This is a genomic window from Chryseobacterium sp. c4a (genome assembly GCF_009900745.1).
GTDB lineage: Bacteria > Bacteroidota > Bacteroidia > Flavobacteriales > Weeksellaceae > Chryseobacterium.
In genome coordinates, this window is sequence record NZ_WXVU01000016.1 from 106,902 (window position 1) to 127,023 (window position 20,122).

Below are 20,122 nucleotides of genomic sequence, written 5' to 3' on the forward strand. Positions count from 1 at the left end.
AGATCTTATCATTAAACCTCTATTGAGCATGAGGATATCAACATCAATAGAGGTGGGCTTTAGCTCACCTTAAAATATATAAAATAAATCCAATGGCTTTAGCCAAAACTTAAAAGGTATAGCATGTCTTTACTCATTAGGCTAAGATAATAAAAAACCTCCGGTAAAAACCAGAGGTATGTATTGAATTAATTCTTAATAAGTTTTTTTACAGTATTGCTTCCGTTTTCAAAAGTAACTTTAGCTATATAAGCTCCTTTAAGCAATTCTGGAACAGCAGTATTTGAATCTTTTATGATTTTTACAACCTTTCCATTCGGAGAATAGATTTCAATTTTGCTCACTTTTTCCTTTGATTGATAAACAAGCTTTTGTTGGACAGGATTTTCAAAATAAATACTTTGGTCTTCTTTTTTTATATCTACAGTTGATAAAGTACCACTGCTAAGCAAGTATTTTGCAATATGACCATTTCCTCTTATTATAATATGGCTATTGTTGATGATCATTTCTTCCACGTCAGAATCTGTTTGCAAATAATTGCCAAAAAGAGGATCTATTGAGCCGTTTTGAGTAAGCTTAGAAATTAAATTATTGGAATTGCCTGCACCTCCAATATAGTAGGAACCTCCTTTTTCAACAATACTTTGAACCCATGAGCCTCCATTCAGCCCGGAATCTGTATTTGAACTGTAATTAAATGTAGTGTCAAGAGTGCCATCTGGGTTAATTCTTAATAATTTATCCTCTGAAGCTAATGAGAAAAGGATTTTATTGTTAGTATCCACAAGTACGGCATTAGTGCTTCCATAGCCAGAGCCATTGGTATCTACTAAGGATACCATACCATTATTTCCGAAATTCGTTAGAGGCTGCCCATTTGAGTTAAATTTTTGAATAAATCCACCATTACTGCTAAAGCAAATAATATTAGATTGATAATCCATTCTTACAAATGTCCTGCCGGGAGGAGTTCCTTGTGTAGCCGTATAACCATTGTCACCAAAAGTGTGATCCAGGCTTCCGTCAGAATTAAGTCTGAAAATGACATGCCGATTCTGAATGTTTGGAATGTATTTGATCGCATGAACAAGTATTTTATCATTTTGTATAAGGATTCCATACGAAGCGTAATTCTGATCAGGAACTAAGTTGGGAACTACTACAGTACCATTGGTTCCAAAAGTAGGATCTGGTTGACCGTTTGGATGCATTCTGGATATTGCCAATGATTCTGTATTGATAAAACCAAAAACGATTAATTTCCCATCTGATTGTATTTTAGCTTCATTTAGGTAACTGTTGTGAGGTAATTGTAAGCTTCCGTTAACTCCAAAAGTTGTATCTGGTATCCCATTGGCTGTAAGCTTTTTTACATAAGATTCGGTAACATTCAGACCAGGATATGTATTTGTATTATGAGTAAAGTAAATTTCACCATTGGGATTTTGAACCATTGACCAAGTGTGATTTCCGGGCATAGTATATATTCCATTGGTCGCAAAATTCGGATCTTTGGAAATGATTTGTGCAAAAGCTGTTTGTACTACAAAGAGTAGTGCGATAAATATATTTTTTGTCATTTGTTTTTTTTAAAAGTCTAATAATACCTTTCTTATTTCTTTATCAGCTTTTTACTTGTTTCATTTCCATTGGTAAATCTGATCTTTAGCATATAAATTCCACTTGGAAGCTCAGAGAGATCCGAGTGGCTGTTTTTTACCGTTTTGATAAGCTTTCCGGTTGAAGAGTATATTTCTATAGATTGTACAGTTTCCTTTGTATGGTAAATTAAATCTTGCTTAATTGGATTTTCAAACGAAATGGCAGTTTTGCTGGCTTTAGAAAAATCTGCAGTGGCCAAAGTGGAGTTATTTAATAGAAATTTTAAAATTTGCTTTTCTCTTATTGCCAAAAGGCTTGCTTCGTTGATAATCATGTCTGTAATAAATAAAGAACCCACTGCATTTTCTGAATAATAATTAAAAGTAGGGTCCACGGCTCCTGTTGAAGTAAGCTTGGATATTAAAAAAGTTTCTCCACTTGGGCCTGTTATCCAGGATATATAATAGCTTCCGTTCTTTTCAGTAATAAAAGAGGAGAGAATACCATCATTAAATGGGGCCGCAGTATTGTCAAATGCAAAAGTATTATCGCGGATTCCATTAGGGGTTATTCTAAAAATTTCATTGTTAAGGACATTGGCACATACAATATAATTATTACTATCCATAAAGGCTGTTCCTACTGTTCCGGGACTATTCGTGAAAACAAGAGCTCCATTGTTTCCGAAGCTTGTCAAAGGTTGTCCGTTACTGTTATATTTTTCCATACCTCCATTAGGGTAGGTTGTGTTGGAGTTTGTGTTGGAGTAATTGGTGATAAGACTCACAATATTGGATTGATTGTCTAAAAATACAAAGTTCCCCATGGTCTTTATAGAACCATTGTACCCGAAAGTATTATCTATGCTTCCGTCATTGTTGAGTCTGTAAATACTTTTATAAAAATTAGATGGCCCTTCAGTTGACATTCCATAGATGATAATTTTATTATCCTGAAGGTATAAACCATAGCCTGTACCGTTGAAATCAGTGAAAATATTTGAAATTTTTGAAGAACCATTACTGCCAAATGTAGGATCAAGCTGTCCATTGGAGGTGATTCTGGTAATAACGGCACCATCCGTATTAAAGCCAAATATCAAAAGTTTACCATCAGATTGGCGGGTAAGCTGACTGTCTACAGCAGTATAATAATTACTGATGATCGTTTCTCCATTATTTCCAAAAGAAGAATCTACAGTTCCATTAGCATTAAGTTTTGAAATAACGCATTCAGCGTTGTTTGAAGATGAATTGTTTTTGGCATAAGTAAAATAGAGGCTCTTGTCGGGATTTTGAACTATTTTGGTGTTATAGCTAGTATTGGAGCCTGTAATAGTGTATTTTCCATTGGATGCAAAGCTGGTATCATAAGAAGTGATCTGTGCAGATACACTTTGAATCATCAAAATGCATGGTAATAATAAATGTTTAATCATTGTATTTAATTTTTAAAAGTTTTCAATGGTATTATTGTTTTTCAGAGCAGTCTTTTAGGGAGTAAAGCCTTAAATGTGCTTGAAAAACAGAAGTTTTTTAAACCGTAATCATATTACTTATGAAAATTTTTGAGTGGTTTAAAAGGAGGTTATTGATGTAAATAAGTAAGAAATAGGGTAGGATATTCCAAATAAAAGGAACCATCGAGGGTGTTTTTTTTCATTTGTATTTTATTTTGATGTGTTTTCACAAATATAATAAAAAAACCTTCAGTAAAAACTGAAGGTTTTAAATTTTGTCTTAATTAGAGAATTCTATCAATTCTTCCTTTTTGGAATTGTAAATTCTGTATTCTAAATATTTAAAAGAATCCCTTGGTACAATGGTTACCCATTTTTTATACTTCATGAACCATTTCATCTGGATACTTTTAAGGAAGCCTTTTGTTAAATAAGCTTCTACGAATGGATGTACATGCAGGTAGACTTTTCCTTTCTCTTTCTGTAGGATATTTCTTAGCGTTTCTCCCATTCTTTCCACGATGACAATAGGAGCTACAATTTCTCCGTCTTTGTTCGGGTTTTCTTCTTTGGTTTCGATCTGTTTTTCCGGACGGTTTCTTTGTCTGGTAATCTGAATCAGACCGAATTTACTTGGAGGAAGAATTTTGTGGCGAGCTTTGTCGCGCTTCATTTCCTCTTTTAAATGTTCAAAGAGCTCTCTTCTGTGCTCTGAGTTGGGCATGTCGATAAAGTCGATCACAATGATGCCTCCCATATCGCGGAGGCGAAGTTGTCTGGCAATCTCAGTGGCTGCCATTTTGTTTACTTTAAGAGCATGTTCTTTATTGACAGCAGTTCCGGTAGTAATATTATTTCCGGAGTTAACGTCTACGACGTGCAGGGCTTCTGTATGTTCAATAACAAGATAAGCGCCTTTGGAGCTTGGTATGTTTACATGCTTTCCGAAGCTCTGTTTAAGCTGTTTTTCAACATTGTAATATTCCAGAAGTGGAATATGAGAATCATAAAACTGGACAATATTTTTCTTTTCAGGGGCAATTACTTCAACGTAATTGGTCATTTCGTTCACCATTTGCTCATCATCGCAGATGATATTCACGAAGTCCTGGTTAAAATTGTCTCTTAAAATAGCTGAAGCTTTGTCTTCTTCGCTTAAAACTTTAGATGGAACTTTGTTTCGTTGGATATTTTTAAAGGTGGTTTCCCATTTTTGAATCAGCTGATTCATATCATTATGAAGGTCAGCTACCTTTTTTCCCTCGGCAACAGTTCTGATGATGACTCCAAAACCTTCAGGTTTGATGCTGTCAATCAGAGTTCTTAGTCTTTCTTTTTCCTCAAAACTTTTGATTTTTTTGGAAATGGAAACCTTATTGTCGAATGGAATTAAAACCAAAAAACGTCCTGTCAATGAAACTTGGGTAGAAATTCTGGGCCCTTTTGTAGAAATAGGCTCCTTGGTGATCTGTAAAAGAACAAGATCATCCTTTGCAATGACTTTGTCTACCGTTCCGTTTTTATCTATTTCGGGTTGTATCTCGAAATTTTTTAAGCTTGAAGTGTTTTGTTTCTTAGAGATCGTATCTTTTAAAAACTTTCTGTAGGTAAGATATTGTGGTCCCAGATCCTGGTAATGCAGGAATGCATCCTTGTCATATCCGATATTTACGAATGCGGCATTCAGATTGGGTGCCAGTTTTTTTACTTTTCCTATAAACAGATCTCCAACTATAAAATCGCTTTTGTCCTCTTGCTCATGAAGTTCACATAGTCTTCCGTCTTCCAGCAGTGCAATCTTTGTAAGATCATCTTCATGCGAAACTATTAGTTCTTTCTTCATTTTGTTATCAGATAAAAATTGTTAAGATTTTAGGAAATTGGTATTGTTCTCGATTAATTCATCTATTAAATATAAGGATTTAGAATGAAAGCCTTTATATTTTTGTTAAAATAATATTTGAAACCATCCGTTTTCCGCGGAATCTTATAGTTGCAAACAAAAATATAGTCGGTGAACCTTAAAAATTTAAAACCACCAACTATATTATTATATTGTAAATCTCGAGAAAAAGAGATTATTTTTTCTTATGTCTGTTTGCTCTTCTTCTTTTCTTTCTTTTGTGAGTCGCAACCTTGTGTCTTTTTCTTTTCTTTCCGCTTGGCATAATTTTAATTTTTTAGTAACTAGTTAATATTCAGTTAATGTTCTTATTTTACTGCAACTTTCGTTTTTACTTTCTCAACAAAAGATTTTGATGGTTTGAAAGCAGGAATGTTATGAGCAGGAATCTCAATCGCAGTGTTTTTAGAAATATTTCTTCCTGTTTTAGCAGCTCTTGTTTTAATGATAAAAGATCCAAAACCTCTCAGATAAACGTTATCCCCATTATACATAGAAGTTCTGATCTCCTGCATAAAAGCTTCTACAACTTTCTGTGTTTCATTCTTTTCTGTTCCCAACTTATTTGAGATGGTGTTTACCAATTCTGCCTTTGTCATTTCCTTATTTTAATTTTAAATTTTAGGTGTGCAAATTTAGTTAAAAAAATTGAATACTAGCAAATTAGTGGCAAAATATTTTTGTTCAATGAGTTGAGCTTTTAATGTATATGCTATATTAACACAGGTTATTGGTAATTTAACAATAAAATAATATTGTAATTTAATAATGAAAAAACACCCAAAATGATAAAAAAATAGAAGCTGTAATAGTAGACTTATCAGAGGTCATACTCTTACATTTCGTATCTCATAATCACTACATACTGGAGTTGTAGTACCCATTTTCCACACAAAAACGGATCAGATGAAGTTTTGTTTTCAGTCCTAATTTTTCCGTTAGGCGGTTGATGTAAGTGTCAATCGTTCTAGTACTCAGGTTCAGTTTTTCTGCAATTTCTTTATTACTGAAGCCTTCATAGCAGAATCTCATCAGTTGTATTTCAGCCGGAGAAAGCTCTTCCTGTCCTTTCTTTTGCCTGTCCATATATTCCTGTACGGCAAGTGGCTGTTGCTCCCATTCCTTTGAATAGGCTTCATAGTCAAACTCGTCAGAAGCTATACTTCCTTTAATAATGTCCTTAATAATGGTACTGTTCTTCTGGCAGTAATATATATTAGGAATTCTCGATAAAATCTCAGCCATATCTTCCTGGTAAGTCCCGGAATAGGTGATGATAGGGGTTTCTGCGTTGTTCTTCCTTATATATTTAATTGCTTCAATACCGCTTAATACCGGCATAAACAGTTCAATGATGAATACATCCTCCTGTCTTCTGTAGATTCTGTTCACGAGTTCGTGGCCATTGTTACAATCGTTCAAAAGCATATAGAAAGGGTTTTCCATCAAAGTTTTGATCATTATTTTTTTAAAATAAAAATCGCTGTCAGCTATGGAGAAACGCACGGTATTAGATAATATTTTACTCATTCTTAATATCGATTTGGCGAATGATATTTAAAATTCAGAGGCCTAATTTATGAAAAACTTATGAAAGTTAAAATTAATATTAATTTAAACCGGGATTTTACGAAACCGCCGCGGGGAAAATACGTATTGTGCATAAAAAATTTTTTTTATACTTTCACAGGCCAAACAAATCGCAAATATATGTCTTCTAACAGGGAAAAAAAATTGAACAAATCTGACGTCAGAATGGGCATTTGGAAGTTTATCCTTTCATTTGTTGTTTTGTCTATGGTATCCTTTAGCTGCCTCTATCTCTTCTTTAAGAGCTATGATATACAGCGTGAAGGGATAAGTCGAGAAGCAGAAGCTTACAAGGAATTAATGCGCCGAAGTGATCTATTGAAGATTAATGTGGATGATATTTACGAACGAATGACCCAGCTTGATATGAACAAGGTGCAAAATGATGTTTTTCTTAGAACAAACATTATGGACAACGTAAGAAATGTGAAAAGTATCATGGGAAAAGACAGTACCGGAAGCTTTAAACACTACGCTACATTAATGAAACAGATAGGGCCAATGATTAATTTAAAGACCAAAATCATAGGCGTAGAATTCAAAAAGAAAACAGTTCTCAGAGATCTGGATGAATGTATGGGTAAAGTAAACAGAGCCAATAATGAGCTTAGAAAAGACCCTACTCGAAATTTTACAGGAGGTAGAAAAAGATAAAAGATAAAGATATGCAAGGACAAATTACACTATCTAAGAAGGAAAGGCATTATCAGTTTTTTTATTTAATACTGATGCTTGTAACGGCAATGATATTTCTTGGGGTTCTCTTTTTAAAAGGATTTGAATCCCCGTTTTCGGATGAAGATGTGAGAGGTATTCAGAATCTTGAGCAGAAAGCCGAGTTTGAACAACACCAAAAAATTATTATCCCCATCATGGACAGTACCTACACCATGATTACCAAACTTACTGACGAGACCCCACAGCCTTTTGTAGAAAATAATATCTTTGTAGGGGTAAATGACCTGAATGGCTATTTTAAAGGCCACGATATTGTTGATACCCGAAAAGATGCTTATCCGCAGATTGCTAAATTTTATAAGATGTACTATGAAGATAAAAAGGTGATTTCCACTACTTCAGAAGACATCAAGCGGTTTGAAAAGCAAGTGGAGGAATGTAGAATAGGATTTAAAGATAAACAGGAAAAGATTTATCTGCGTAAAAATGAAATGAATGCTCGTACTCAGTAAACCAGCAATGAATTTAGGAACTTTAAATAAAACACATCACAATTATTAACTATGAATTATTTTCAAAAAAACAAAAAGAACATTATTATCGGTGTTATTGCAACATTGCTCATCGCGGCTCTTGTTGCACTATGGCTGCAGAAAAAGGTGATCCATTCTGCTGATGATATTGTCGGAGTAGTCTATCCATCTACATTGTCGGTAGGAGATACACTTTTATTTGAAGATAAAACCCAGTTTGCCAAAACCAAAAGATGGAATTTTGGAGACGGAACAACTTCTGATAAAAATAGTGGAATCCACTTCTACAATAAACCTGGATATTACCAGGTGAGTTTGATCGTTGACAACAAGTATACCAAGTCATTCCCTGTAATGGTATCTGCAAGAAGCATCAAACAGCCTAAAGACAGTGCAAAAGCTAAAACAACTATAGAAGCTCAAACGCAAGCCATGCAGAATGAGAACGTACAGTTCCGTGCCGTTTCCAACGCCTCCCAATTTGCTTGGAAGTTTGGTGAAACAGGAAATACGGATTCTAAAGATAAGCTGGCGATCTATGCTTATAAAAAACCGGGAGATTATTTAGTAACCCTATATACGGAAGAAAGCCAGGAGCCTATCTACCACCGTATCAAAATCCTTCCTGCGTATAACTCTCTGGAACAAGAGGAAGTATCTGTAGAAGATTCTTATGCAAAAGTTGATAACGATTTCAAATATCATTTACAACAAATTGCCAATGGAAATAGTTTCAATATGCACTACAATTACCTGTTGAAAACTTATCTGTGTAACAATGAAAATACAGTAGTAAAAGTAAATGACAGTAAAGTAAATAACTTTTACATGTACTGTGCAGGTCTTCAGTTTGACAAGAATACTGTGATCCAGACTGTAAAGGTAAATTTGGATGATACACAAAACTGTGTAACGAAAGTAGATATAAACCAAAGCAAATAATACCGTCCGGTTCTCCGGATGTGCCAATCATAAAAAGATAAAATAGGATGAAAAATAAATTTCCTCTAGCAGCATATTATATAGGATTATCAGTATTGTTGACGAGTTGCCAGGTAAAGCTTCCGTCAAAAAAAACGCCTGAGCCTTCTCAATATGGACAGGTCGATAATTCAACAGTTGTCAACGGTTATCCTAAAAAGTCCGTTCCATGGATCGTTATTTCAGACAGATCAAGAAATACGGCTTACCTGGATAAAGATGATGAGAAATCATATAAAGAAGTAAAGTTTCTTGAGCCTTTAATGGTTCTGAAGCACAGAGACGGAATGGTAAAGGTAGCGGAATATGTTCCGGATGCTTTAATGAAAAAAGTCTCTTCAAAATCTATTAAAACATATGGCTGGATCCCTGAATCTGACCTGCTTTTATGGAATCATTCTCTTAAAAGCGAAAGAACAGGATACCCTGTAAGAGTAGCCGTAGTGCCTAATAACAGTGAGGTCATCAGAAATGCAGAAAGATACTACAAAAATGACTCGATCATGGTGTTCAATTCGCCTAGCCTTATTGAAACCGCTAATGTGAAGATCCCTAATGGGCAAGTGGTATATGTTTACAAGCAAGCTGAAAATAACAAAAGATTCCTGGTAGGTAAAAAACCGTCTGTAGATATCGATAGTATCGGTAAAGGCCTTTATGGATGGGTAAGTTCCAATGTGATTTCTACATGGGGTGAGCGTTCTGCTATTAAGCTTAAAAATAACACAGGAATTACGGATACTGAACTGGGAGTACGCGAAGGATATCCCGGAGCATCAGGATCAGATGCTGAGAATAGAACTGCAATTCTTCTTACCGATGTAAACAAAAGAAAACCTTTAGAGAACATCTTCCCGGTAACTCTTGCGCTCAACGAAACGCCAACTCCGGATTCTAAAACAAAATATTTCACCAATATTCTTGATTATAGTAAAAACTATGTATTTAATGTTTTAGGTGAACCTATCTACTTTGATCGTTACAGAGAAATTACAGACAGAGATAAAAATATCAATATTGTTTTTGCATTGGATATAAGTGCCGGAAATGCCCCTTATGCTCCTATTGTAAAATCATTATTACAGGATCTCCAGCTTAGATTTGAAAAGCCATCGTATTTTAATAATGTAAAATATGGTGTCGTTTTATACAAAAATAACACTTGTGGTTCAAATACAGCAGTTTCTAATTTAAGTTCTGATTACAGCAAAATCACAACATTTATCGATCAGAAGACCAATGAAATGAACTGTACCAGCAATAGTGGTTATCAGCCGGTAGGAGAGGCGCTTTCTGCTGCAGGAAATCTTCTTTCTAACGTTCCTGATGAAACTAATATCGTAGTAACTGTAGGAACATCTGCTAACCAAAGTGGAAATATGTACAGTGTGATTGGTTCACTTACTCAGGCACAGGCAAGATTGATTATGTTCCAGACCAGTGCAAGATCATCCGATACTTACAATGATTTTGTATTGATGGCTGAAAATGTGGTGACCAATACTGCTAAAAACATTGCTGAACTTAAAAAGCAAAAAATCATCAACCAATCTGACGTTCTTACCAAGAACAATTTCAGCCTGGTAGAAGGAGATGAAGGATTCTTCTCTTTAGCTTATCCTAAGCAGAGTATGTCTCAGGGATTTGTAATTTTCCCTAAAAAAGGAGACGTTGCTACTCCTGGATTCTTGAAAAAATCTGTGGATAGCCTTATTGCTCAGGTTACTTTAGATAATCAGAGTGTAGACAAATCGCTTAATGATTATTTCCATTCTTCTGTAGGAGCAGGAAAAACAGATGTGGATTTAAAATATAAATATCTATATCCGGGACTTACGAACCCAGTTTCTGCAGGAATCGCTGCACAGCTGATCAATTATGGAAATCCGTTCTTAGTAAAAGGATATCTGCCAAAAGAACTGAAAGAGATTACTCCAAGTATAGAAAAAGGAATTCTTATTTCTGAGGCAGAATTTGATAATTTGAAAGCTTTCTATTCTGAAGTATATAGAAATACAGCTCCTGATAAACCGGATTTCAACCAATCTAGAGCAATTAAAGAATATGTAAGATTATTGAAGAAATACAACCCAACCATCAAGTTTCTGGATAAAGGTGATCTTTATGAATTGCCAATGTCTTACGCGGTTGGAATGAGTACAGGATTCGATCTTACTGAAGAAGAGATCATGGCCAAGTATAAACTTAAAGGATGGAGAAAATCTAAAATAGTTCGTAATGAAACTGTGAAAAACTATTTCCATCGCTATAAGGATCTGGCAGAAAGAATGCTGAACCACAGAAATAATCCTGCTGTGAAGATTCAGCAAAACGGACAAACCTTCTACTGGTTGAACGAGTATTTTACTCCGACAATGATTCCAACAGAGGCTCCGGAATACACGAAACACTAATTGTTAGTATAATGTATATAAAAGCAGAAGTATCTTACTTCTGCTTTTTTTGTTGGTGGTATCTGATAGAAAAGCATGTCATTTCATAATTCCCTTTGTGTGATTTTCATGATGTAATTTTGAGATGAAAATATCAAATTTTTGAGCCTAAGATGTTGTGTATTTCTCGTTTGGGTGGAAAAGTACTTTTTTTCTTTATGTGGAGATAAGTTTTAAAGTGCTTTATTAATGGTTGTTATGAATATGTTTATAAATCTATTGTCGTAGAATTACTACAAAAAGTCGTAGAACTACTACAATTTTTCAGATTTATCCTAAAAAGTTTTTTTTAGAGAAAAAGAGCTTATATATTTGCTACACAATCACTGAATCACAAAATATTACTAACGATTAAAATTTACGAATCATGGCAGAAAGAAATTCGAGAGGAATCTTAAAATTCAACAACGGAGAAGGTCAGAAATTGTTAAAAATGAACTACAGCGTATCAAGATCCACAGACGTATCGGGACGTGTAGCTTCAGACCCTTCTAATGCATTAATCAAAGTTACAGTAGAAGCAACTGAAAAATCAGATATTTTAGAGAGTTTATTAAATGGAAAATATAAGCCGACTGTAGGTGAAATTACTTTTAATAAATCTCACGAAGAAGGAACATTAATCACTTTGAACTGGCAAAACGGTTACGTAATCCAGCACCAGGTAGAATTTGATGCTGTAGACAGCAACAGTATGTACATTAGCTTCGTAGTAAGTGCAGAAACGATCAGCTATGGTAATTCTGAATATGCAGGACTTTGGCCAAATAGCTAAAAATAATACACATTTATCAACATTCATACAAAAAAAAGACTGTCCCTTTTAAAGACGGTCTTTTTTCGCCTAAGATGAAATTTTTATATTGATTTATCGGGTCATATCTTATTGATATGATGATTATTTCGTAAAATGTTGTTATCTTTAATATTCAACTAAACACAAAACACATGAAAACCGAAGCAAAAACTAAAGGATCTTCTTTCCGTCCGTCGCAGAATGCGGATGGGATCTCTGAAAATCATCATGCAGGGATCAACCGGCTGGTAAAACTATCACTGGTTGTTGAGGGAAAAATTATTAAATACTACAAACACTTCACCCTTAAACAAAAAGCGAGTCATCATCACGAATTCAGTCTTACCCTTGCTCATGATGCATTGGGTGATAGACAAAGCCATACCTTAGAGGAGGCGAATAAGTTTTTGGGAAAACGTCTTACCGCTATTATTTCTTATAAAGATATTGATAACAGCCCTGAGCGGAATTTTGTAGGATTGATTACCAAAGTAGGATTCAGCCAGGAAAAAATGAGTCTTGGAAATATTGTACTCTCCGGATACAGCCCAACCATTCTATTGGATGGAGCTCCGCATATCCAGAGTTTTGGAGGCGGGCAGTCTGTGAATATGGGAATTATTGCAGAAGAAGTAATCAAGCAGGGAATTGATAAAAGCCGTTTTGATATCAGAGTAGATACCAACGATTTTTCCCAGATTATCTATAGCAGCCAATATAATGAAACGCACTATAATTATCTTGCAAGAATGGCAGAAGCCTATGGTGAACAATTTTACTATGACGGTGAAGTTCTTCACTTTGGAAAACTTCCGCCTCAGAATAAGCCTATAAAACTGGTGTATGGAAGCAACGCTGATGATATCAGGGTAGAATTAAAAGCCGTTCATACAAAACCACAGTATTACGGGTACAATAGCAGTAAAAATGAAAAACTGACTTCCGGTGAAACTCCGGTGAACCATTTAGGAGATTTGGCCAAGACCGCCTATAGTCATAACGATAAAATATACAAAACTCCTGCTCTTCAAGTAGCGCCTATTAAAGCATCTACCCATTTGGATGTAGAAAACTCCCAGAAGAGTACAGCAGGAAGCGAAGGGGTAAATGTATTTTCAGTTTCCGGTTCTACAACAGTACCCTTTCTTCATCCGGGATGTGTGGTAGATATCCACATGAGAAAGCCGGATAGCAACGAGACCTCTTATTTTACCAAAGTAATGGTAACGGAAGCCGTTCATGAAATTGATACAATCGGTCACTATACCGGAAGCTTTGAATCCATAGCAGCCGATACCGGATTTTTACCCAAACCTGAATTTATAGTTCCTATCGCACAACCTCAGATTGCCACGGTAATAGCCAATGCAGACCCTGAAGGGCAGGGAAGAGTACAGGTAAGATTCGACTGGCAGATGAACGATACCACGCATTTTGTAAGAGTGATGACCCCTGATGCCGGAGGAACAGATCAGATTACCCAAAATCGTGGCTACGTAGCAATTCCTGAAGTAGGAGATCAGGTAATGGTCAACTTTGTACACAGCCATCCTGATCGTCCCTTTGTAATGGGTGGAATGTTCCATGGTGGAATTGGTCTTGGTGGAGGACTAGACAACCGTGTAAAATCGATCCAAACGCGAAGCGGGCACCGAGTGGTCTTCACCGAAGATGAAAGCATCATTATCACCGATAAAAGCGGTAATGAAATTCACCTGGATACTACGGGAAGTAATATCACCATTACAGCCCCTGAGACTATGACGCTCAACTGTAAGAATATGAATATTAATGTGGGGGAGAATATGACGACGAGTGTGGGGATGAATCAATCTGATACAATTGGAATGAACCGAAGTCAATCAATAGGTTTAAATACCACACAAACTGTAGGCGGTATGAAAGTGACTTCTGTAATTGGTGATGCAAGTATGTTTATTACAGGGAAATTGATGGAAGTAATAGATGGTGATGTGCATAGTGAAACAAAACAAGGAAAAACTATAATAAATAATGAAGGTGGAATAGAAACAAACAGTAATGGAAAAATAAAAAAGGATGCTGATGGAAACATAGACAACAGAAGTGCAGAGAAAAACAAAAACCACTAAAATAATATGAGCAGAATACGAATTGTAAAAGGTAAGATCTACGAAAAAATTGGTGGAGATTTACAGTATTATTCAGCGTCAGATATTGTTGAAGCTTCTGCCGATACATATTCTGAAGATAGTAAAACTAGAATTTTATACGCGGGAGATCCTGGAAAACCTTCAGCTGGAGAAATAAAAGCTAAATGTATCGTACAATTTCGACCTCATAGCAAATATAAAGATAATCCTGAATTTGGTTTTGATTGGTTAAGAGCTGGTGATTCTGGGCAAAAAGGAGACGAATGGTTTGGAAGTATTATGGGCAGATATTTTGAAGAGGCTTCGTTCTTAACGCCTTTTTCGTACACAAATGGCTGGACTAGGGACAAGGTAAGAAATCCGAACGGATATTTTAAGAAAGAATTGGATATGTATAATAAAAAACTGAAAAGCTATAAAAGTTTTTCTCTTGTTTGGAAAAAAGTAAATAAAAAACCTTATTTATATTCTATTCCAACTCTAACTTTATTAAAAGGCAAAACCGCAATCTTTAATCTAAAAATTGAAATTGAAGAAAAACCCAAAAGACTAACATTAGAATTTAAAGACAAAGAATCGGAAAATTATTTGACACTAAACTTAAAAGAAATTGGAGATGTAAAAAAAGGAAAATATGAAAAATTCAATTATTTAAAAATAACATGTAAAGAAAGTTTTGATAAAGAGCAGTTTTTATATGTAAAAGCCGATGGAGAAATATGCGGAGTAATGAGAATACACCCAAATTCTTCACAATTTAGAAAAAATATTAATGTGGTTTTTGTTAAAGTAAAAACAGATGCGAACGGAGTTGAAGTTGTTGGAGGGCCTGCACCAGATGGTTATAATTTTTTTACTAAAAATCTTAATCAAGCATTGGTAAAGCCCAACTTTGAAGAAGTAATCTTAAACTGCAAAGGAAATTTTTTACTTAACACATTCAAAAACAAATTTTGTACTAATGTATCTGGAACATTTAAGGTTACTAAACAAGCGGGATTGAGAAAATATCTTGAAGATGAACTCAAAAGTAAGTTTGGGAATAAATACGCTGGGTTTTATACTTTTTTCTTTATTGGAGAAAAAGGAAATTGGAATGGTTTTGCTTATCCCGCAAGTACATTTGGGGTTTATTTTAATGGTCATAATAAAGCAACTATTGCCCATGAAGCAATGCATGCAATGAAGTTGCCACACACATTTGCAAGTATTGATGAAACAAATCTAGTTAGAGATTATACCTATCAGGCAACAAAAACAAACAATTTAATGGATTATAGTCATTTAGCCGATATAGAAAGGTTTTGTACTTATATTTGGCAATGGAAAGTCCTCAATAACAAAATTATTATTAAGTAATGAAAACTAAAAAAAGATTATTGCTACTTTCCATTTTGCTTGTATTAAGTTGTAATGGTCAAGATAAAGAAAAGGGAAAAATTAATAAAACTGAAATGAGAGAAAAACTAGACTTAAATTCTTTAGATAAAAAAGCGAAAAAAGTGCCCATTAGTTATGATGCTTTTACATATGAGTATACCGAAAAAAAAGAAAATGGAGATTTAATTACTATAAATGGTAGTAAAGGAGAAGGAGGCTTTACTGAAAAGAAAATTTTTGCTAAGCCTTCATTTCTTACAGATTACAAAGAATTTTATGCTGATGGATATTTAAAAAGAAAAGAAACATATATCGGCGAAAAAACCAAAGTAAATACTTCAGAATATTTTGAAGAAAACGGAAACGTAAAAATAATAGATGAAAACAAGAAATTTGGAAAAATAAAGCTTCAAGATGTATTGAAATTTTTAGAAAGAAAAAAAGTAATTAATCTTTCCAGTGGGAGCGGAAGATTTGATGAAGACGGTAATTCTACTTTTGAAATTAATTTCGATGAGAAAAAAAAGAAATATATTATCACTATCATAAAAGGAAAACCCAATTCTCAACCTTTTGATGGAATGGGAGAGCCCCCTGCTTTTCTACCTGCTGTCTATATTATGGATGGAGAAACCGGAAAAGTGGAAGAATTAAAATAAAACTTAAACGGTTTAAAAAATCAGAAATTGGAATTCTGATTTTTTTTTATACTATTGTCTAACCCAAAAGTGATGAAAAATCGATAATATTTCCAGATATGTGGGTGTAAAATCGATCCAAACACGAAGCGGACACCGAATAGTCTTTACGGAAGATGAAAGCATCATCATCACCTATAAAAGTGGCAACGAGATTCACCTAGACGCTACAGGAAGCAATATCACCATTACAGCATCGGAGACCATGCCCCTGAATTGTAAGGATATGAATATCAATGTGGGGGGTATGAATACCACAGTAGGGATGAATATATATAAAGCTGCCAAAAATGTTAAGCTTACAAGAGAATTACCCATTAAAAATATGGGATTATTACGGATGCCTTTGCAAGAAAAATATTGATTATATTGTGCCCTGATAAGGAACTCCCTTAATCTCATAAAACAAAACCATGTTATCAAATTAGATATTAATGAACAAAATTACTGATCACCTCAAATATTTCTCAAAACTATCCGCTGTTTTTATCTTCAGTGTATTTAAAATTTATGCCATAGGAATTCTGTCAACAGTTATTACTTTCTGTTTAGGAATTTATATACTGGCAGAAAGCCTGGGTTCCTCATTAGGACATAGCGGAGCAGTTGCATTTTTGACGGTAACGGTGATGGCAAAACCATTCTCTGCGGGACTTTTCTATTTATTAATGATTGCTGCCCCCTTTTGTATTGGTATTTTCTCTACAAAATATGGAATGTCAAGAATTATCAGCAGGCTTGTACAAGATCATTCTAAGACAATTTTAGAACCCTTTATCGATAAAATCATCGATAAGATTAAAAATAACCAACCGGTAGTCGTTCGAAACAGTACAGATTATGCATTGGCAAAAGTCAGGTTATTGAATGAATTTAAAAACAGTTCGGAAAATAAGATCCTTAAGCGTATTCTGGGATATGCTTTGAATAAAGTTAAATTTGATGAACTGAATTTAGGAGATGAAAACGTAGATTTCTATGATATTATCAAAACTACGCTGATTGAAAAATTACATGAATTGGCAGAACCTTCAGCTATGTTGTTTTATATATACATTGGGCTTCAGTGGTTAAGTCTGATCTTATTATATTTTTTGAAAATATAAATAAAATGTAGCCTCAACAGAAGAAATCTGGGATTTTATTTCTTGAATGAGGAGGGTGAAAAGATTAAAAAATACGACTATTACTTCTCTAATTGAAGAATTAACTATCTTTATCACGTTTAGAATAAAATATTTAATTTTAGCAAAATAAAAGAATTGCTTTTGTGACCTGAATCATCACAGATGAAATAAAACAAAATCAAAAGCAGAAAACATCAAATCAGTCTGAAAAGAACAAAATAACAGAACGCAAATATTAATATAAGAAAAATTATAAATGGGAGTACTAGTAACCAACGAAACAGTAAAGCAGCTATTTCATATTGCTCAGTCGATAGCGAGGGAAAATTATAATGGCACTTATGGAGGTCCGCATATTTTGCAGGCTCTAATGCATAAAGATATTGGTCTTAACGAATTTCTAAAAAGCATAGATAAAGATCCCGGTTATTTTTACGAGTGGGCAGATGTACGTATTGAAGAATATCCTAAAACCAGTCATCTTCCCGATGAGGTGGGTCAGGATGATGCTGTAGATACTCTTATAGAAGAAGCTGATGATATTCGCTTAAAATTAGGATTGGATGAGATTACTCCAATCTGTATTCTTACTGCTATAGTAAAACCTCAGGTGGTATTTTCACTTCAGCAATTGAAGTCATTGCCATTAAGAGAACATGATATATTCAACCTGTATAGAAAAGACACTCCGTTTACCGTTTCTGAAAATGGGGACTTTGCGTCATTATTCTCAAATGGGTCAGACTTTACAGACTCATCTTTTCCATCCATCAAAAGCTATTGTGTTGACAGAACCGCACAGGCTAGAAATGGAAATCTTGAAAATATTATCGGTAGAGACAAAGAACTGAGAATGTTGGTAGAGATCCTTTGTAGAAGAAGCAAACCGAATGTGATCATTATCGGAGAACCGGGAGTTGGAAAAACAGCATTAGTAGAAGGATTTGCTATCGAAATTACAAAAGGAAACGTTCCAGAAATGCTTAAAAACGGAACCCTTTTAGAATTGGATACCGGGGCATTATTAGCCGGAACTTCATACAAAGGCGAAATAGAAGATCGTTTGAAAAAAGTGATCAATGAATGTAAAAAAATTGAAAAAGCGATTCTTTTCATTGATGAGATCCATACCCTTTTAGATCCGAAAGGAAGCATTGGAAATGTAGCAAACCTTCTTAAACCTGAATTGGCAAGAGGAGAAATTACCGTTATCGGAGCTACAACTCAAGAAGAATATAGAAAAATTATTGAACCGGAACAGGCTTTTAATCGTCGTTTTGAAGTGTTGACTGTAAATGAACCGGATGAGCAGACTTGTGTAAAAATGATTGATGTTCTTCTTGAAGGTTATAAAAAACACCACGGCATCGAAGTGGAAAAAACAGCTCTTCCGGAATGTGTACGTCTGGCTAAAAGATATGCAAAAGGTAAAAAATTACCAGATGCCGCTATTGATTTGTTAGACAGAACTATGGCGGCTATTAAAATGCTGGATGAACTTTCTGAAAAAGAACTAGACAGTTGGAAAGAGAGTTATGATGCAATTTTAAAAGAAGAATATTTAGACAATAAAGACAAAGCAGATGAGCTGATCTGGACTTACAATTTATTGAGAGACAAAATAAGCCCTATCTTATGGGGTTCATTGAGTGAGCAGCCTGCGTTGGAGAATGCAATGCCGGTAGATCAAATCCAAAAGATTATTGAAGATACCTATGCAGAGCTTTTACAGCATGCCGCTAAAAAAAGAGAAAAAGTAGACCGCTTGGAACTCGCAGCAGTAATGGCAGCGAAGACTAATATTCCAATCGGAAAAATTCAGGCACAGGAAAAAGAAAAACTCCTGAATATGGAATCCCTTCTACTCAACAGAGTAGTAGGTCAGGATCATGCATTAAAAATCCTTTCCGATGCTATTGTTGAAAACCGAAGCGGATTAAACAAACCTGGGCAGCCAATCGGATCTTTCTTCCTGTTAGGGCCTACCGGAACAGGAAAAACAGAGCTTGCAAAATCAATGGCAGAATTACTGTTCAACGATGAAAAAGCGATGGTTCGTTTCGATATGTCGGAATTTAAAGAAGAACATTCAGCTGCATTGTTATATGGAGCGCCTCCGGGATACGTAGGATACGAAGAAGGAGGAATGTTGGTCAATAAGATCAGACAACAGCCGTATACTGTTGTTTTGTTTGATGAAATTGAAAAAGCCCACCATTCCGTATTTGATGTATTCCTTCAGATTATGGATGAAGGAAAAGTACATGATAAACTTGGAAAAGAAGGAGACTTCAGTAATGCTTTGATCTTATTTACTTCCAATATCGGAAGTGAAGAGATTGTAAAACAATTTGAAGAAGGAAAAATTCCGGAATCATCTTCACTGATGCAGATTATGTCCAATTCAGGAAGATTCAGACCAGAATTCTTAGCCAGAATTACAGAAATTATTCCTTTTGCACCGATTACAGAATCCATTGCAGAAAGAATCTTTAATATTCAGCTGAAATCACTTCATGCATCATTAACGAGATTAGGAATGGCTTTAAAGATCAGCGATGAAGCGGTGAAAAACCTTGCTCTTGGAGGATTTAGCAGTAAATATGGAGCCAGACAGATTTCCGGAGTGATCCGAGCACAGCTGGCGAGACCTATTTCCAAAATGATCGTTAGAGAAGAAGTGAAATCCGGACAGACCATTCATGTAGACTGGAATAAAGAAGAAGAAAAACTAAGCTGGAAAGTAGATTAATAAGAAAGTAAATAGCAAGAAGGCCAATTGATACA

Annotated in this window: 16 protein-coding genes; 11 read left to right on the plus strand and 5 right to left on the minus strand. The window is 34.9% G+C overall.

Annotated features, from left to right (window positions below):
• Positions 1–188 precede the first annotated feature (188 nt).
• From GTR01_RS18875 to GTR01_RS18895, 5 genes are all read right to left on the minus strand, one after another.
• Positions 189–1,583 (minus strand): T9SS type A sorting domain-containing protein, encoded by a 1,395-nt coding sequence (locus GTR01_RS18875; RefSeq protein ID WP_160139309.1) that lies wholly within the window; start codon positions 1,581–1,583, stop codon positions 189–191.
• 32 nt (positions 1,584–1,615) lie between these two features.
• Positions 1,616–3,043, minus strand: a complete 1,428-nt coding sequence (locus GTR01_RS18880) for a T9SS type A sorting domain-containing protein (RefSeq protein ID WP_160139310.1) — start codon at positions 3,041–3,043, stop codon at positions 1,616–1,618.
• Positions 3,044–3,344: 301 nt separating this feature from the next.
• Positions 3,345–4,907, minus strand: a complete 1,563-nt coding sequence (locus tag GTR01_RS18885) for a ribonuclease E/G (RefSeq protein ID WP_160139311.1) — start codon at positions 4,905–4,907, stop codon at positions 3,345–3,347.
• A gap of 368 nt (positions 4,908–5,275) precedes the next feature.
• Positions 5,276–5,566: an HU family DNA-binding protein gene (locus tag GTR01_RS18890; protein WP_002984212.1), complete on the minus strand. Its 291-nt coding sequence runs from the start codon at positions 5,564–5,566 to the stop codon at positions 5,276–5,278.
• Positions 5,567–5,825: 259 nt separating this feature from the next.
• Positions 5,826–6,497, minus strand: a complete 672-nt coding sequence (locus GTR01_RS18895; protein WP_160139312.1) for a response regulator transcription factor — start codon at positions 6,495–6,497, stop codon at positions 5,826–5,828.
• A 204-nt stretch (positions 6,498–6,701) separates the two neighbouring features.
• Here GTR01_RS18895 and tssO point away from each other — a divergent pair, with 204 nt between their 5' ends.
• The 11 genes from tssO (at position 6,702) to GTR01_RS18950 (ending at position 20,087) form a co-directional block, all read left to right on the plus strand.
• Entirely contained in the window at positions 6,702–7,211 is a 510-nt protein-coding gene (gene tssO / locus GTR01_RS18900; RefSeq protein WP_228452288.1) for a type VI secretion system TssO, read from the plus strand.
• A gap of 11 nt (positions 7,212–7,222) precedes the next feature.
• Entirely contained in the window at positions 7,223–7,747 is a 525-nt protein-coding gene (locus tag GTR01_RS18905) for a type VI secretion system transmembrane protein TssO (protein ID WP_160139314.1), read from the plus strand.
• Positions 7,748–7,798: 51 nt separating this feature from the next.
• Entirely contained in the window at positions 7,799–8,710 is a 912-nt protein-coding gene (locus GTR01_RS18910) for a PKD domain-containing protein (RefSeq protein WP_160139315.1), read from the plus strand.
• 47 nt (positions 8,711–8,757) lie between these two features.
• A complete protein-coding gene (gene tssR, locus GTR01_RS18915) occupies positions 8,758–11,163 on the plus strand; it encodes a type VI secretion system protein TssR domain-containing protein (RefSeq protein WP_160139316.1) in 2,406 nt (801 codons plus the stop codon).
• Positions 11,164–11,569: 406 nt separating this feature from the next.
• A complete protein-coding gene (tssD, locus tag GTR01_RS18920) occupies positions 11,570–11,977 on the plus strand; it encodes a type VI secretion system tube protein TssD (RefSeq protein ID WP_160139317.1) in 408 nt (135 codons plus the stop codon).
• A 173-nt stretch (positions 11,978–12,150) separates the two neighbouring features.
• Positions 12,151–14,109, plus strand: coding sequence for a type VI secretion system Vgr family protein (locus tag GTR01_RS18925; protein WP_160139318.1), 1,959 nt, complete (start codon positions 12,151–12,153; stop codon positions 14,107–14,109).
• A 6-nt stretch (positions 14,110–14,115) separates the two neighbouring features.
• Positions 14,116–15,489 carry a hypothetical protein gene (locus GTR01_RS18930; protein WP_160139319.1) on the plus strand — a complete coding sequence of 458 codons (1,374 nt, stop codon included), beginning with the start codon at positions 14,116–14,118 and terminating at the stop codon, positions 15,487–15,489.
• Complete coding sequence (locus GTR01_RS18935) at positions 15,489–16,169, plus strand: hypothetical protein (RefSeq protein ID WP_160139320.1); 681 nt, start codon at positions 15,489–15,491, stop codon at positions 16,167–16,169. The genes GTR01_RS18930 and GTR01_RS18935 overlap by 1 nt, the downstream gene beginning before the upstream one ends.
• A gap of 100 nt (positions 16,170–16,269) precedes the next feature.
• The gene (locus GTR01_RS18940) at positions 16,270–16,572 is read left to right on the plus strand and encodes a hypothetical protein (RefSeq protein WP_228452289.1); all 303 of its coding nucleotides are present in this window, start codon (positions 16,270–16,272) and stop codon (positions 16,570–16,572) included.
• A gap of 70 nt (positions 16,573–16,642) precedes the next feature.
• Positions 16,643–17,314, plus strand: coding sequence for a hypothetical protein (locus GTR01_RS18945; RefSeq protein ID WP_160139321.1), 672 nt, complete (start codon positions 16,643–16,645; stop codon positions 17,312–17,314).
• Positions 17,315–17,591: 277 nt separating this feature from the next.
• Positions 17,592–20,087, plus strand: coding sequence for an ATP-dependent Clp protease ATP-binding subunit (locus GTR01_RS18950; RefSeq protein WP_160139322.1), 2,496 nt, complete (start codon positions 17,592–17,594; stop codon positions 20,085–20,087).
• The last annotated feature ends 35 nt before the right edge of the window (positions 20,088–20,122 follow it).